Annotated in this window: 14 protein-coding genes; 8 read left to right on the forward strand and 6 right to left on the reverse strand. The window is 40.8% G+C overall.

Features of this window, described 5'->3' with window-relative positions; genetic code table 11:
- The first annotated feature begins 122 nt into the window (after positions 1-122).
- From V7K44_RS16275 to V7K44_RS16285, 3 genes are all read left to right on the forward strand, one after another.
- Entirely contained in the window at positions 123-2,486 is a 2,364-nt protein-coding gene (locus V7K44_RS16275) for an ATP-binding protein (protein WP_334932985.1), read from the forward strand.
- Between the two features lie 52 nt (positions 2,487-2,538).
- A complete protein-coding gene (locus V7K44_RS16280; protein WP_334932986.1) occupies positions 2,539-3,012 on the forward strand; it encodes a response regulator in 474 nt (157 codons plus the stop codon).
- 284 nt (positions 3,013-3,296) lie between these two features.
- Complete coding sequence (locus V7K44_RS16285; protein WP_334932987.1) at positions 3,297-5,048, forward strand: hybrid sensor histidine kinase/response regulator; 1,752 nt, start codon at positions 3,297-3,299, stop codon at positions 5,046-5,048.
- 30 nt (positions 5,049-5,078) lie between these two features.
- Here the strand turns inward: V7K44_RS16285 and V7K44_RS16290 are convergent, their stop codons facing one another.
- Positions 5,079-5,585 carry a hypothetical protein gene (locus V7K44_RS16290; protein WP_334932988.1) on the reverse strand — a complete coding sequence of 169 codons (507 nt, stop codon included), beginning with the start codon at positions 5,583-5,585 and terminating at the stop codon, positions 5,079-5,081.
- 481 nt (positions 5,586-6,066) lie between these two features.
- Here V7K44_RS16290 and truB point away from each other — a divergent pair, with 481 nt between their 5' ends.
- The gene (gene truB / locus V7K44_RS16295) at positions 6,067-6,951 is read left to right on the forward strand and encodes a tRNA pseudouridine(55) synthase TruB (protein WP_334932989.1); all 885 of its coding nucleotides are present in this window, start codon (positions 6,067-6,069) and stop codon (positions 6,949-6,951) included.
- Positions 6,952-7,084: 133 nt separating this feature from the next.
- Here the strand turns inward: truB and V7K44_RS16300 are convergent, their stop codons facing one another.
- The gene (locus V7K44_RS16300) at positions 7,085-8,605 is read right to left on the reverse strand and encodes an ABC transporter permease subunit (protein WP_334932990.1); all 1,521 of its coding nucleotides are present in this window, start codon (positions 8,603-8,605) and stop codon (positions 7,085-7,087) included.
- A gap of 253 nt (positions 8,606-8,858) precedes the next feature.
- Here V7K44_RS16300 and V7K44_RS16305 point away from each other — a divergent pair, with 253 nt between their 5' ends.
- The gene (locus V7K44_RS16305) at positions 8,859-9,599 is read left to right on the forward strand and encodes a class I SAM-dependent methyltransferase (RefSeq protein ID WP_334932991.1); all 741 of its coding nucleotides are present in this window, start codon (positions 8,859-8,861) and stop codon (positions 9,597-9,599) included.
- A gap of 187 nt (positions 9,600-9,786) precedes the next feature.
- On the opposite strand, the gene V7K44_RS16310 is transcribed toward V7K44_RS16305, so the two are convergent.
- From V7K44_RS16310 to V7K44_RS16325, 4 genes are all read right to left on the reverse strand, one after another.
- On the reverse strand, positions 9,787-10,566 hold the full coding sequence (locus V7K44_RS16310; RefSeq protein ID WP_334932992.1) for a hypothetical protein: 780 nt from the start codon (positions 10,564-10,566) through the stop codon (positions 9,787-9,789).
- Positions 10,567-10,767: 201 nt separating this feature from the next.
- The gene (locus V7K44_RS16315; protein ID WP_334932999.1) at positions 10,768-11,604 is read right to left on the reverse strand and encodes a CheR family methyltransferase; all 837 of its coding nucleotides are present in this window, start codon (positions 11,602-11,604) and stop codon (positions 10,768-10,770) included.
- Positions 11,605-11,632: 28 nt separating this feature from the next.
- Positions 11,633-12,169, reverse strand: a complete 537-nt coding sequence (locus V7K44_RS16320) for a hypothetical protein (protein WP_334932993.1) — start codon at positions 12,167-12,169, stop codon at positions 11,633-11,635.
- Positions 12,170-12,352: 183 nt separating this feature from the next.
- A complete protein-coding gene (locus V7K44_RS16325) occupies positions 12,353-12,919 on the reverse strand; it encodes an HD domain-containing protein (RefSeq protein ID WP_334932994.1) in 567 nt (188 codons plus the stop codon).
- 253 nt (positions 12,920-13,172) lie between these two features.
- Here V7K44_RS16325 and V7K44_RS16330 point away from each other — a divergent pair, with 253 nt between their 5' ends.
- The 3 genes from V7K44_RS16330 (at position 13,173) to V7K44_RS16340 (ending at position 15,356) form a co-directional block, all read left to right on the forward strand.
- Complete coding sequence (locus tag V7K44_RS16330; protein WP_334932995.1) at positions 13,173-13,913, forward strand: LmeA family phospholipid-binding protein; 741 nt, start codon at positions 13,173-13,175, stop codon at positions 13,911-13,913.
- Between the two features lie 34 nt (positions 13,914-13,947).
- Complete coding sequence (locus V7K44_RS16335) at positions 13,948-14,499, forward strand: DUF2231 domain-containing protein (RefSeq protein WP_334932996.1); 552 nt, start codon at positions 13,948-13,950, stop codon at positions 14,497-14,499.
- A gap of 479 nt (positions 14,500-14,978) precedes the next feature.
- On the forward strand, positions 14,979-15,356 hold the full coding sequence (locus V7K44_RS16340) for a hypothetical protein (RefSeq protein ID WP_334932997.1): 378 nt from the start codon (positions 14,979-14,981) through the stop codon (positions 15,354-15,356).
- The last annotated feature ends 394 nt before the right edge of the window (positions 15,357-15,750 follow it).

Raw genomic sequence — 15,750 nt, forward strand, 5'->3', positions numbered from 1 at the left:
CTGTAAAAACTGTAACAAGCACAGATGATATGCGATCGCATTCATACTTCAGGACATATACTTTAAAGAAATATGACATTTAATTGCGTTATTGTAAAAGTCAGCTTTACATAAGTTCAGTTATGAGCCAACCTGAATATACTACAGCCCAAGCTAATGCCCTGACTAACCACGATCGCAAACCTATTCACATACCTGGCTCTATTCAACCTCATGGCGTTCTACTGGCACTCAGTACTCAGCTAGAGATACTGCAAGTTAGCAACAATACTCAAGTATATTTGGGCAAAGAGCCAGAAGATTTACTCGGTCGGCCCTTGAGTTATTTAATTGACCATCGGCAAGTGGAAATTGTCAAGCAGTGCTTGGTGAAAAAAATTGGTAGCGCTCAGGCTTTTAAAGTATTAATAAATACCTTGCATGGAGAAAGATACTTTGATGCGATCGCTCATCGTACACAAGAGGCTGTGATTCTGGAGTTAGAACCAACCAATTCCGAATCTGAGGTGAGTTTCTTAGGCTTTCATGCTTTGGCGGGTGAAGCGATCGCTAAAATGCAAAGGACATCGAATCTGGGAGAATTTTTGCATTTAGTCGCACAAGAAGTCCAAAAAATCATTGGTTTTGATCGGGTAATGGTCTATCAATTTGACCAGTCAGAAGCGGGTTCTGTTGTTGCAGAAGTCAAACGGGAAGATTTATCACCTTATTTAGGACTCCACTATCCCGCTACAGATATTCCGGCGCAGGCAAGAGACTTATACACGCGCTGTTTTCTCCGATTTCTCCCCGATTTGACTGCCGAACCGAGCGAACTAGTTCCAACGGAAAACCCGACAACACATCAACATCTTGACTTAAGCTACTGTCTGCTACGGAGTTTTGATTGTTGTTGTAGTGAATATCATCAAAATATGGGAGTGAAGGCTCTTTTGGTCATTTCGCTTATTCAAGAGCAGAAGCTTTGGGGATTAATATCCTGTCACCATCAAACACCAAAGTATGTTTCTTACGAAGTGCTAAAGATGTGCGAATTTTTGGGACAGATTGTCTCTTCAGAGTTAGCTCACAAAATTAGTTACTCGGAATGGGATTATAAGGTAAAACTCAAATCGCTACAGTCTGAGTTTCTAGAATCTATTTCCCAAGCAGACAATTTTATCGATGCCTTAATTAAACCGGAAATTCGCTTGCTCGATCTTGTTAGTGCTTCAGGAGCGGCGGTTTGTCTGGATAATGAAATTAACCTTGTGGGAACAACACCGAATATTCATGAAGTTCAGGCACTCATTGAATGGGCGGATACCCAAGTTAGTGACAACCTGTTTTCTACCGATTCTCTGCCGAAGCTTAACTCAAAGGCGCTGATATTTAAAGATACTGCTAGTGGCTTGTTGCTACTACGGATTTCTAAAGTCCGGCGCTATTACATCCTGTGGTTTCGCCCGGAAGTTATCCAAACGGTACACTGGGCAGGAAATCCACAGGAATCCATGCAAGCACAGCCAGACGGTAGCTATACCCTGTCTCCCCGAAAATCCTTTGAACAATGGCAAGAAACGGTTAGATTAACTTCTCTACCTTGGAAAGCTTGTGAAGTTGAGAGTGCGATCGCTCTGAGAAATGCGATCGTTGGTATTGTACTCTCGAAAGCGGATGAATTAGCTAAAATCAACCTGGAGTTAGAGCGCAGTAACCAAGAACTAGCATCCTTTGCCTACGCCGCTTCTCATGACCTCAAGGAACCTTTGCGGGGCATTTATAACTTCTCGACAGTGTTGCTAGAAGACTATGCCCAAGTATTAGATGATGATGGAATTGAGTGTTTGCAAACAGTAGTAGCCTTGTCTGTACGCATGGAAACTCTGATTAATGCTCTACTGCGGCTTTCGCAGTTAGGACAAGCAGAACTGCGTTTGCAAGCAACTGACCTCAACGAATTGCTCAACCAAGTAATTGATGTTTTTCGTGCTAGTCGTCAAGACTCTGGGCTTGTAGATATCCGCATTCCTCGGCCTTTACCAACCGTTTTGTGCGATCGAGTGCTGGTTAATGAAGTCTTCAGTAATCTGCTTGGTAATGCGTTCAAATACAACGATAAGGCAAAGCAATGGGTTGAGATTGGCTATTTTTCTCAAGAAGAGGGGCAGAGGGAGCAGGGGAGCAGGGGGGCAGTGGAGCAGAGGGGCAGGGGAGCAGAGGGGCAGGGGGGCAGAGGGGCAGGGGAGCAGGAGGAGACAAGGGGAATAATAACTCATGCCCCATGCCCAATCTTTTATATCCGAGATAACGGTATTGGAATTCCAGTGCATCATCTAGAAACTATCTTTCGATTATTCAAGCGGCTCCATTCCCAGGAAAAGTACGGTGGAGGAGCAGGTGCGGGATTAGCTATTGTTAAAAAGATTGTTGAGCTTCATAACGGTCAAATTTGGGTTGAATCTACCCTAGGTGTTGGCTCAATGTTCTATTTTACGCTGGAATAGTTTAAGATAATAACTAAATATATATTTTTGTTAAGCTCTTTTAAGATCGCGAATGATAAAAAAACTTCATGAACCGCTGCTCGTTGTTGAGGACAGCAATGAAGATTTTCGGATGCTGCAACGTCTGATGCGACGTATGTCAGTCCAGAATCCTATACACCGTTGTACTAATGGGGATGAGGTTTTAGAGTTTCTCTATCAGCTGGGGAACGATGCCTACGCTAAAGGCGAAGACCTACCTAACTCAAAAGTAGCATTACGACCCTCTGTAATCTTGCTCGATCTCAATTTGCCAGGTATTGATGGGCGTGACATTTTAGATCGGCTCAAGCAAGATAAGACTTTCAAGGGAATCCCCATCGTTGTTTTTACCACATCATCTAACCCCAAGGATATTGAATTGTGCTACCAAAAGGGCGCAAATGGATATCTGGTAAAACCGATGGATGCTCTGGAACTAAAAAAGACGATCCAGGCATTTGTAGACTACTGGCTTGAAGCCAATACGCCGCCTGTGTTGGATTAAGTTGTTTATTTTTTGTTGATTGATTTAGCAGTAGGGGAAAAACGATCATAAAGGAGACGGCTCAGAGGACACAGAGACATTTTCCTCTTTGAGTCATTGTGTCTGTTTGTCTCTGTTAGATTCCTTTTCCCCATTTTCTTGTTTTTGACTATTTGGTGTTTCTTTAGGATTACTAAAGAATTTAGATTTTATTTATAGTTATTTTATATTATTTTTAGAATTATGCAAGATAAACACAATCTGGATAAAAGGGATCTATATGGCTCCCCGATCCTCATAACCTTATGTTGGACACATGGACGCTACTTATCATCGATGATTGTGCGGCAGATCGGAAAATCTATCGTCGATATCTTTTGAAAGATCCGCACCAGTCCTACCATATTTTGGAGGCAGACTGTGCAGAAGAAGGACTTGCTTTGTGCCAAAAAGTACGCTGCGATGTCATTTTGCTGGATTTTTGCCTACCTGATATGAGCGGGTTAGAACTTTTCGATCGGATGCAGCAGGAGATATTTAAGACTTCTGTCCCCGTGATTATGTTGACAGGGCGCGGTGATGAAGAAATCGCTGTGCAGGTAATGAAACGGGGTGCTTTGGATTACTTAGTCAAGCACCATCTAACACAGGATGTGCTGCAACTAGCAGTCCGCAACGCCATTAAGCAGTCGTGTTTGCAAGCCCAACTGCTCAAAACTCAGGAGAGACAACGCCTAATTGCCACAACTGCTTTACGAATTCGCCAGTCTCTTAATCTAGAGCAAATTTTGAATACGGCTGTAGCTGAGGTACAGCAACTTCTGAAGTGCGATCGCGTGATGGTTTATCAGTTTGCCCCAGATACAGATGGCAAAATAGTCGCCTCATCAGTTGAGTCATACCGTACTGTGGCATTGTGCGATCGCGTCGGGGCTGAGATTGGGGATCAGGGGAGCAGGGGAGCAGAGGAGCAGAGGAGCTGGGAGGAAGTTGCAGTTAATCTTTCCCCTTTGCCCCTTTGCCCCTCTGCCCCTCTGCCTCTTGTGCCCAATTCCCAATCCGCAATCCCTTATATCTATGAGCTTGGCTTGTGTAATTGTGTCAGTCTAAAAGAGCAATTTAATACAAAGGCAAATCTGGTAGTTCCGATTAATCTGAGCAACAATGGGAACCCAACCCCCAAGCTTTGGGGTTTATTGATTGCTCACCATAATTCTGGCGAGCGACACTGGCAAACTGATGATGCAGAAATGCTCAATGAAGTCTCAGTACAACTAGCGATCGCTATTCAACAGGCAGAATTGTTAGCCCAAACTCAAGCAGCTCTTGCCAAAGAAAAGCAACTCAATGTTTTTAAATCCCAAATAATTACAACTGTTTCCCATGAGTATCGAACGCCGCTAACTTCAATTCTGGCTGCGGCATCAACTTTGGTAAAACATAGCCAGCAACTAGATGAGTCTAAACAACACAGATTCTTGGGAATCATTGAACAGAAAGCCAGGTATATGTCCAAACTTGTGGATAATATGCTTCTAGTTAACCAACTCGAACTGGAAAAACCCAAGTTTCAACCAATTTCAGTCGATTTACTGCAATTTTTTTCTGACCTTTTAGAACAAGAGCGAGAAACAGCAGGCGATCGCTACGAATTGATTTTTAAAATTACTGGTAATCATCATGGATTTTGGGGCGATCGCGGACTTTTGCAACAAATTTTTATTAACTTAATGTCCAATGCAATTAAGTACTCTCCAGATGGAGGTAGTGTAGAATTTCATCTGATTGGCAAAGAATCAGAAGCAATTTTTTACATTCAAGATAGCGGAATTGGTATCCCGATGACAGATCGAGAAAATTTATTTCAATCTTTCAGTCGCGCAAGTAACGTTGACACAATTCCTGGTACAGGCTTAGGGCTAGCGATCGCTAAAGCTTGTGTCGAGTTACATAGTGGCAATATTACTTTGTCAAGTGAAGTGGGGCAAGGCACTAAAGTTACCGTTAGCTTACCGAAGATATGCCCAGCTGGTCAACTATCCCCATCATCCACTTGATTTAGATATATTTTAAAAAGCATCTTGTAATTATTGCTCTTGAATTTCTATTTTGCTAATTAACCATTCTTTGATTGTTTTCCCGCAAGGCTCAGAACTTTGGCAATCACTGACGTTCTCTAGAGAATAAGACATTTTTACTTTTTTGTTGACGTATTTCTCTGGTTCGCAAACCTCAAACACTGCACCGACACCTTCATAGACTTTGCCATTTTCATCGACAACAGTAACGTAGCATTTTAAGTCTCCGTTTTGCATATCTTTGATAGTACCAGAAATTGGATTATCGTTTTTAATTTCCTTAGATTGATTGTTTTTAGGAGATGTTTTTTCAGGTGATGCTGACTTAATAGTTTTTTTGCTGTTATCTAGTTTTACTTGATTTACAGAAATAGATTCAGAATTAACTTGCGTAGCTGTTGCAGTATTTGCTGGATTAACTTTATTCTGTTGAGAAGCACTATTGCCAGAGTTACTACAACTCACAATCAACATAGAGCAAAAAAACAATGTAGTAGGGAATATTGATTTTTCCATTTTGTTTATGTTAGTAAAAACTATTGATACTTGTTTGGCTAAAAGCGCTATAGCTAAAATCTTTGATTAACAATAAAAACTTTCATTAAGTTTTTTATGATATTTTATTTCTTGACTATTACAGTTTTATATCTTGGAAGTTGAAATGACATCGTGATATTTGCGGAAAATACTCGGTGTTATCTGCACTTTTTGAATATTAGACCTCTTGCACGAATACAAAACTAGCCCTCATCCCCCAACCCCTTCTCCCAATCTTGGGAGAAGGGGAGCGAATTTCAAAGTCCCTCTCCCAATCTTGGGAGAGGGATTTAGGGTGAGGTTAAAGATTCATGCAAGAAGTCTATTATTCGGTAAAGTGCTTAGAGAATGTCTTGATACTGATAAAATAATGCTTAAATAAACTTTGATTGCTAAATATTAATGCTTAGAGCATTAAATAAGTATTTAATAGAGTTTAGAAGCTGTAAGTATTGATTTTGTGTTATTTCAAGGTTTTCTCAACTTAAACAAACCATTTGACTGGACTTCCCACGACTGCGTAGCGCGGGTGCGAAAATTGTTGCGCCTCAAACGTGTAGGACATGCGGGAACCTTAGATCCAGCAGCGACAGGGGTTTTACCGATCGCACTTGGTAAAGCCACAAGATTATTGCAATATCTGCCAGAAAACAAAGCTTATAAGGCTACGATTCGTCTGGGCGTGCGGACTACAACCGATGATTTAGAAGGTGAAATTATTAATTCTCAAGCTTGTGCTGGATTGAGTTTGGCAGAAGTGAAAACTGCACTAACACAATTTGAAGGCAAGATTGAGCAAATCCCACCGAATTATAGTGCAATTCAAGTGGATGGGAAACGTCTCTACGACTTAGCCCGCCAAGGGAAAATGGTGGAAGTTCCAGTGCGAACAGTGGAAATTTTTCAGATAGAAATTTTGGACTGGAGAGAAGGAGATTTTCCCGAATTGGATGTGGCGATCGCCTGTGGATCTGGTACATATATTAGAGCGATCGCTCGTGACTTAGGTGCAATCTTAGAAACTGGTGGCACTCTTGCGGCTTTGATCCGTACCCAAAGCAGTGGTTTCGATTTAACAGATAGTCTCACTTTCACCGACTTAGAAACTAAATTACAAGGTGGGACATTTCAACCTCTTGCCCCTGATGCAGCCTTAGAACATTTGTTGTCTGTGACTTTACCAGCAATATCTGCTCAAAAATGGTGTCAAGGTCAGCGAGTTTCTCTAAATTCTGATATTACTGGGATAGTGCGAGTTTATCAAGAAGAGACTCGCTTTTTAGGAGTTGGACAATTACAAGATGAAGTGTTAAGTCCTCAAATGGTTTTTGAACCGATTTCTTAAAACTTACCTCATTTTTCGATCCCTGAGCAGTCACAAATACAGCAGATTTTAAGTTGGTAAGGTACACCAGCTAAATCTCTTACCCAGGTATAAAGTGTGTTTTACAGCAGAATTCTGCATTCTGCTGTAAGATTCACGATCGCTGGCTATTTTTCTTAATGGGATTGAGCGATCGCTCAAAGTGACTAAACGCTTGGGAAGAAAGCAGCGTCAGAAATAAATAAACCAACGCAACAGTGGCGTAAATCTCAAATGAACGATAGTTGTCAGCTACAATCAGCTGTCCTTTGCGGAACAACTCTTCAAACCCGATGATAGCGACTAAGCTCGTGTCTTTGAGCAAGCTAATGAACTCATTGCCCAGAGGTGGCAGCATCTGCCGGAGGGCTTGAGGAAAGATTACATAGCGCATCGTTTGCACCGAGCTTAAACCCAGTGATTGAGAGGCTTCTGCTTGCCCAGGCTCAATTGATTGAATGCCTGCCCGGACAACTTCAGCAATGTAGGCAGCGCTATTGAGACTCAATGCAATTACCGCTGCTGCTAAACGATTTAAAGTGAAGGTGAAACCAAAATTTTGCGCTAAAGCAGGCAACCCAAAGTAAATCATAAAAATCTGCACTAGCAACGGCGTTCCCCGGAAAAAGTCTACATACGCCCTAGCAATCCAGGGTAAAGGCGGAGTGGGCAAAAGGCGAACAATTCCAATCAGTGTACCCCCGATCGTACCCAGTAAGATTGAGATTGCTGTGAGTTCAAGTGTAACTAAAGCCCCACTTAACAAGGTGGGTAGGGACTTAAAGATAATGCTTAGTGAGGTAAATAGTTGGGATACGCCTGTTTCGGGAGCTTGGTTTTCGATGGGTGATTTTTCTGGTAGTTGTGGCGGTTGGATACCAAACCATTTTTGGTAGATTTTGGCGTAAATACCATTTTTCAGTACCGTTTCTAGACCTTGGTTAATCGCTTGCAAGTTGGGCGATCCTTTAGGTGTAGGAATGCCATAAAATTCTTCTGTTAGCAGACTCCTGACCACTTTGAGTCCGTTAAGGTTGCCGCTCTTTATGCCATATAAGATCACAACCCGATCGTTAAGAACGGCATCGACATTACCATTGATTAATGCTTGAAGGGTTAAAGGTGAATCATTAAAAGTGCGAATTTCAGATCCAGAAATACTTTTAGCCTTCTGTGCGCCAGTTGTCCCAATTTGCACGCCAATGGTTTTGTTTTTAAGATTATCGAAATTGATAATGCTTTGATTATCTGTGCGGGTGACGATCGCTAGCCCTGATTTGAAGTAAGGACGCGAGAAAGAAATTGTCTTCGCCCGTTCGGCAGTAATCGTCATTGCTGCAACTGCGGCATCTACAGTTTGCGCTTGCAATGCTGGAATCATCCCAGCAAAAGGCATATTTTGATACTTAACTTTAAAGCCAGCAGATTGAGCAATCGCATTCATCAAATCGATGTCAAAGCCTTGCAACTCACCACTGACAGATTGAAACTCGAAAGGCGGAAACGTAGGTTCTGTAGCAACCGTAAGTGTGTTACCACCAGGAGAAGTATCTGTAATACAACCTGAAAGTAAAAGTAGACAGCTTAAGCCAACAACTAGCCTACGTAACCAAAGAACAACAGTGAATCGAGTCATATTCTTTAGATTTCTCCAGAAATACCTAAGTTGAAACTATGACTGGTTTTCCAAAATAAAAAATCTAGTCAACCATAATTGCTGCAATATATAGTAAAATTTTGTATAACAATGGACACTTTGTTGCAGTAAATAGTTGTCCGTAAATACTTCTGTAGATGGGTTGACAAATAATGCTTGCAACTTCAATAAATCCTCTTCAAAAGTATCATCCCATCCATATTGAAAATTCACTTAATAAATCAGATTAAAAATGGTTGTAAATACATTTGATCGTAACAGCGTGTTCGAGGAAGATTATCTTTACTTTTATGAAACGTTGTTGACACCAGAGCGAACTCAACACGAAGTTGACCTCATTTGCCGATTGCTAGATTTAAAAGCAGGGATAAGTATTTTAGACTTAGCTTGTGGTCATGGACGGATTGCTAATCAGCTAGCGGCTCGTGGCTATGATGTGACTGGACTTGATGCAACAGCTTTCTTCTTAGAAAAAGCAAAACAAGATGCGGCTAGCAAGGGTATTAAGGTAGAGTACCTTCAAGGCGATATGCGTTCTCTACCCTTTAGCGATCGCTTCAACTACATCATCAACTGCTTCACAGCCTTCGGTTATTTCGATGACGATGAAAATAGATCGGTATTAACCGAAGCGTATCGCGCTCTAAAAGTAGGTGGCAAATTACTAATTGATATTCAGAATTTTAGCCGCGTCTTGCAAGAATTTACGCCTGAGTTAGTTACTGAGCGTGAGGGTAATTATATGCTCGCACGCGGCCGCTACGATGCACTTACCAATCGTACCTATACCGAGCGGATTATCATTCGTGATGGACAAGTACGGCGCGGTCAATATTTTGTTCGCAACTTTACCTTTCCCGAAATCCGCGATTGGCTCCTGCAAACAGGCTTCAGCGAAGTAGAGGGCTATGGTTATGATGGTGAATCGTTTGCGCTTGATAGCCGCCGAATGATTGTGGTAGGAAGTAAATAGACATTTTGCAAAAGTTACTTTTGCATAAGTGGGGTACAGGTTAAAGAGTAAGGGAAAATTCCATACCTTTACCTTTCACCCCACCTATGCAAGAAGTCTAATAAACCTGACTTTTCCCGAACTGAGGTTATTTATTCTCCTGAGTCTAAACCCCAAAATTACGAATTACCAATTGGGGTGCGAGTCGTTAAACCAAATAACTTGTATTAGGTACGATCGCAAAAAAGGCATACTCATACCAAGCAGTCCAGATGAAACTGCGAATCCATCGCTGACGCTTGTCGGGACTCAATTCATATTCAAACGCCCCACGAGATACATCAATGGAAGATAGATGAGAGTTGCAACCGCAGCCATGCTGATAAGTAAAACCATATTTAGAAGCAATACTTTGCACCTTCATTTGAATAGCAAATACCTTACCTGCATGGAGTATGGCATCCCAAGCACGTTTATGCTCAATATCGCGCCGATCGAATCGCAAAGCACGTTCTTCAAAAACATGATCGCGGTAAATTGGTGCTAAATGCACATGATAAAAGCTAGCAGGTAGTTCATAACCAAATTCATTGAATAAATCTATGCCGATGCGAGCCACTTTTAATTCATCAGCGTAATCGATTCCTTTTGACTCCACATCGCGAAGAATTTCTGCAAAGTTCGGATAGCTGTGTTTGAGAAAGTCTTGTCCAAAAAACTCTAAGGTTTCCCATGCCAGTTGTGCAAATAACTGAGAAAATGATGGAATTAGGTGAGCTAGTTGGGGGCGATCGCTAAATAAGTCAACATCACCACGTTCTAATTTATACAAAAATAATTGCGCCATCTCAACATAGCTTTGGGCTTGGGAAAGTCCGACACTCGTGGTTCCTCTAGCAATGTCTTGCCATATAGAAGGTAGTTGAGAAACATGAACCGCATTTTCTCCAGCAATGACTGCAACAGGAGGACATTCGAGAAGTTGCATCGACAATCTCCTTTAAGACTTTAATGTGTAATTTACCTTAAGCGATCGCTAAATTTCTCTTCTGAACACAATAAAAAATGTTTGACAGACTGTCTTTTGACAACGAGCGCAATTTTATTCATAGTTTTCGGGGTATTGGCTACTAGTTATTTTAGGATAATTCATAATTCATAATTCAATTACCCATTCAAAGCATTCTTTTCACCCACCTGCTATTTTCCTATATATTTTCTCACCCCTGATTAACTCTTCATAGTACTGCTCATAAGAGGTGAATCTGATAGATTCCTGTCTTCCTAAACCTAAGATACCAAAGGTGCAAAGGCTATTATAAAATAGTTCGTGTACGCGTTTCTGAAGTACCTGATTAAAATATATGAGGACATTACGACAAAGAATCACATTAAACTCATTAAAAGAACTGTCAGTGGCTAAATTATGCTGGGCAAAAACAATATTTTCTCTTAGAGATGAGCGGAAAATAGCATTGTCATAAGCTGCTGTATAATATTCTGAGAAAGATTTCTTGCCGCCTGCTTTCAGATAAAGGTGAGTATATTCCTGCATCATTTTCAGCGAGAAAATTCCACTTTTGGCATTTTGTAATACCTTCTCATTCGTATCAGTGGCATATATGCGGCAACGGTGATAAAGTCCTTCTTCTTGCAATAAAATTGCCATTGAATATACTTCTTCACCAGTTGAACATCCAGCGTGCCAGATGCGAATAAATGGATAGGTTTGTAAGAAGGGAATAACCTGATTTCTAAAGGTATTATAAAAGCTGGGATCGCGAAACATTGATGTTACATTCACCGTCAGAGCAAGCAAAAATCTTTCTAAATAGGCGCGGTTGTGGAGTAAACGCTCTTGCAATGCAGAAATATTTGCTACACCTTCTAATTGCATGAAGCCCTGAATACGGCGCTTGAGTGATGAAAGAGCATAATTGCGAAAGTCATAACCGTAGTACTGATACACACCTTCCAAAAGTAGGTGTATTTCTATATCCTCCAAGATTGGTTTGGATAGAGGCATAATATTCATAATTCATCATTCACAGGTTTCAGGTTAACCAAGTGGCTTTTACTACTAAAACAGCGATCGCAATTATTGAAATTCCAGCTAGCCATCTTACCTGAGAGCGCAGATTTTTAATCTCTTGGCTCAGACTTTCTGTCTGTGGTATGGAATATGGTTCCAGTTGTACAACTTCAATAGCTACTTGTTCGGGTGTCTTTTGGGGATTTTCAAAAGATACTTGCGTGTGTAGCCAATTAGTAATCAGTTGGGGACAGTTCTTTTTAAACCAATTTAAAGCTAAGATTCTAAAAACTGGTTTAGACATTCGGGCAATTAATTTCATCACCCTGTTTAAAGGTTTCAGGCGAAGCTTTTGATTAATCAAATTGACTGAACCAACATCATAAAGACAATCCAGAATTAGTTTCACAGTGGCTTCTTCACTGTTAATCAAGTTTTGCAGTAAAAGCAGAACATCACGCATACGCTCTGCTTCCATATACTTTTCTGCCAAGTTTTCTGGAGGACTTACTGAAGGATTTACAGTTGGATTTAGGGTGTTTTGTCTTACTATCGTCATATTCGTAACATAGCAGCCATAATAATGTCAGTACACCTATCTATCGAGAGAAAGATTTTTTATCTAGAGAGAGAATCTAAAAGCCAAAATTTATTCGTGAGAGACATAACTAGATCGTGTCTGTAAAAAAGCTATTTGTCTAGTATTTATAAATCTTTTATCTACTTCTGGTTAAATAAAATTTTATCTAGATGCTAACACCTCAATTTGTAAAATAACCCGTTCTAATTCGTCAATTATTACAGTGGTTTCAGTCTTTTTAAAAGCCTCTACAAGCGCCCGATAATACCAAAGAGTACCTTCTTTACGCCCATGAAAACGTTCCCAAAGTGATTCGCCCAAAATGCGATAATCTTTGAGAATAGACTGGGCGTTGTAAAGTTTATCCGCTGATGACACAAGCAGAACTGATGGGGAAGCAGTAGCAATATGAGCAATGTATGCCTCCTTGCGCTGTCGCCAAGGGGGTTTTGGAGTTGTATCAGCGTCAGTACAACCATCTACAATTGCCGTTACATTGTCACCAAAGCAACGACGAATTTCTTCTCGTGTTGCAGCCCCACCTTGGTCTTCGATCGCATCGTGTAAGAGGGCTGCGATCGCTTCATCCTCATTTGCCCCGTATTCTAAAGCAATACTGGCGACACCTAATAAATGGGCAACATAAGGGACGCCTGAACCTTTACGAACTTGGTTAGCGTGTAGTTGGGTGGCGTAGGTAAGGGCTGCGGTAAAACGTTCTGAGAGCATTGTATAAAAAAATTCTAGCAGTCAGAAGAACTTAACCGAAATATTGGGTTTGTGTCAATTTTATAACAAATCGCTCCAAGTGCAGAGGTAATAAAGGATAAAAAGGGTACAAAGGGAAAATTGAAGTTTGAAATTTGAAATTAGATAGACAACATTTAAATCTATATTCCATCGCCAGATAGATAAAACTCTGCTGTTAGTTTATTAGATTTACTCAAGGATGCGCTTTTCAAACTAGGAGTTAATTTGCATAATGCCAGACAATCCTGGATTAGGAGAGCAAGCGCTCAATAAAGTGGCAGAAATAGGATTATCTAGTCAATTAGATGAAGTAGAAAATTTAGATGTAGACATCAAGACAGACCCGCTGAAACTGGTTCAGGGAGAGGTGGATGAAGTCACGATTGAAGGTGAAGGTTTAGTTATGCAGAAAGACCTCCGTATGGAGGAATTGGAAATGCAAATGACTAATGTTGCCATTAATCCTCTAAGTGTGGCTTTTGGTAAAATTGAACTAACTAAACCGACTGAAGCTCATGCACAGGTTGTGTTAACTGAAGCTGATATCAATCGTGCTTTCAACTCCGAATATGTACGTTCACAACTGCAAAGTCAAAAAATACATATTAACGGACAACTGAGGACTATTGAACCTCAAAATGTAGATTTTCGATTACCGGGTGATGGGAAAGTAGCGCTAAATGCGAACATAAAGTTAGTAGAAACTGGTGAAAATGAGCAAGTTGCTTTTTCGGCAGTCCCCAAAATTAGCAGCAATGGCAAAACTGTTGCTTTGGAAAATATCGAGTATGGCGAAAGTGAGGAAATATCGCCAGAGTTGACAAAAGCTTTGATAGAGCAAACTAGCGAAATTTTGAATCTAAGTAACTTTGATTTAGATGGCATAACTTTGCAAGTCAACCAACTAAAAGTAGAAGTAGGTAAACTAATCTTACAGGCTGAAGCTTATGTTGAAAAAATTCCTTCAGCTTAAAAAAGTAACGTTCATAAATTCAGGATACTAAATAATGGAAACGACAGAAACAACGCAAACAGGTTCAACACCCTTTCCAAACATTCCACCAGTTATTGAAAGTAACGACAGTGAGTATCGTGATACTGGTGTACCCAGTACAGTTGCGATCGCCGGACATCCCCTACACCCGTTGAGTGTGATCTTTCCCATAGCATTTTTAGCTGCTGCTTTGGGAAGTGACATTGGTTATTGGTTAACTAGCGATTTCTTTTGGGCTAGGGCTTCGCTATGGTTAATCGGACTTGGATTAGGTGGAGGCATCCTTGCATCTGCGATCGGTCTTAGCGACTTTGTGAAAATTGAACGCGTCCGCAAGCGCACCGCCGGTTGGACGCATTTGATACTTAACGTTTCTATACTAGTTTTATCACTCGTTAACTTTCTCCTACGTTTAGGTGACGCTGAATCCCGAATCGTACCTTGGGGACTGTTAATCTCACTTGTTGTTGGTACGCTAACCAGTGCTTCTGGTTGGTTCGGTGCTGAACTCTCCTATCGCCACAAAATTGGTGTAGTAGGTGGAGGTAGTAGAAGATATCCTTAAAGGAGTTATAAGCTAGGAAAATGCAGCAATTAACAAGATAGTTACTTGCAGCTAGAAACCCAGTGACAGATTATTATTTACAGCTTCCGCTAAGAATATTTAGCAGTTATCGTTTGTATTTGATACAGTTTTGAGACATCTTGTGGGGTGGAGATAAGTCCGAGCTAAGGTTTTCAAAAATCAAAATTTGGGAAGATGTTTCCCTTGCCCAGTAAGGCTTTTGAACCCATCTCACAAGATAAAATATAGCTTGTTTAATTAATAACTGTATACTTTATCTATGTGGTAAAAAGCATACATCCTGTTAAATACTAACTATTTATATACACAAACTTCTAAAAATTGCAATTATACAAAAGGGTGAAATTGCAATATTGAATTTCATACTAAATTAAGTTTAAAAAAGTGCGCGATCGCTAATTTTCAGACTTTAAAGTGTTTTAATAAAGTTATTACCGAAAGTTTAGAGAAGCAAAAACATGAAAGGTTTCAGGAAACTATCCTCAATAGCAGTGTTGCTATTTGCCTTTGTGTCTCCGCCCTCATTAGCTGAAGCGAAAGATATTTCTCTAAGTAATACTCTGAATGAACAGAGCGTTGCACCAGATGCCAACATAGTTGGAAATAAAACTGGAGAGCTTTTTATTGCTCAACGGCGGTCAGGACGATACCAGAGAATCCGACGACGGCAGATAATTCAACGCCGGCAGCCGTATGGACGATACCAGAGAACCCAACGACGGCAGCCCTACGGACGATACCAGAGAATCCAACGACGGCAGCGTTTTGGAGAACGCCAGATTATCGAACGACGGCAGCCCTACGGACGAGACCAGATTATCCGCCGACGCTATTAGAGATAGGAGTGAAAACTACGTAGGCATAATACCCTGCTTCTAACAGAGACGCTACGCGTAGCTTGCTTCTAGAAAGTGGTGTGGGAAGGCTTCAGCTACATGATTTTGCCTATAGTTTCTAGAGATGTCTATTGAGGACTCGTGATACAAATAAGCCACTTGTTAATAGGAATCTGGTGAAAAAAAATGTAGAGACGTAGCAGTGCTACATCTCTACAAGGGTTTTAGATAAGAGGATGTTTTAAAAGCGGTTTGCTGTGATTTTAGGCACTTGTTGATCCCCCCTAACCCCCCTTAAAAAGGCAGGGCTGATTCATTCCACAAGGGCAAGAAGTTTGTCAATATCATTAGAGAGAAATCTTTGAGCAATTGTGATGGAAAGATGACCATTTCG

The organism is Nostoc sp., assembly GCF_036917235.1.
Taxonomy (GTDB): Bacteria; Cyanobacteriota; Cyanobacteriia; order Cyanobacteriales; family Nostocaceae; genus Nostoc.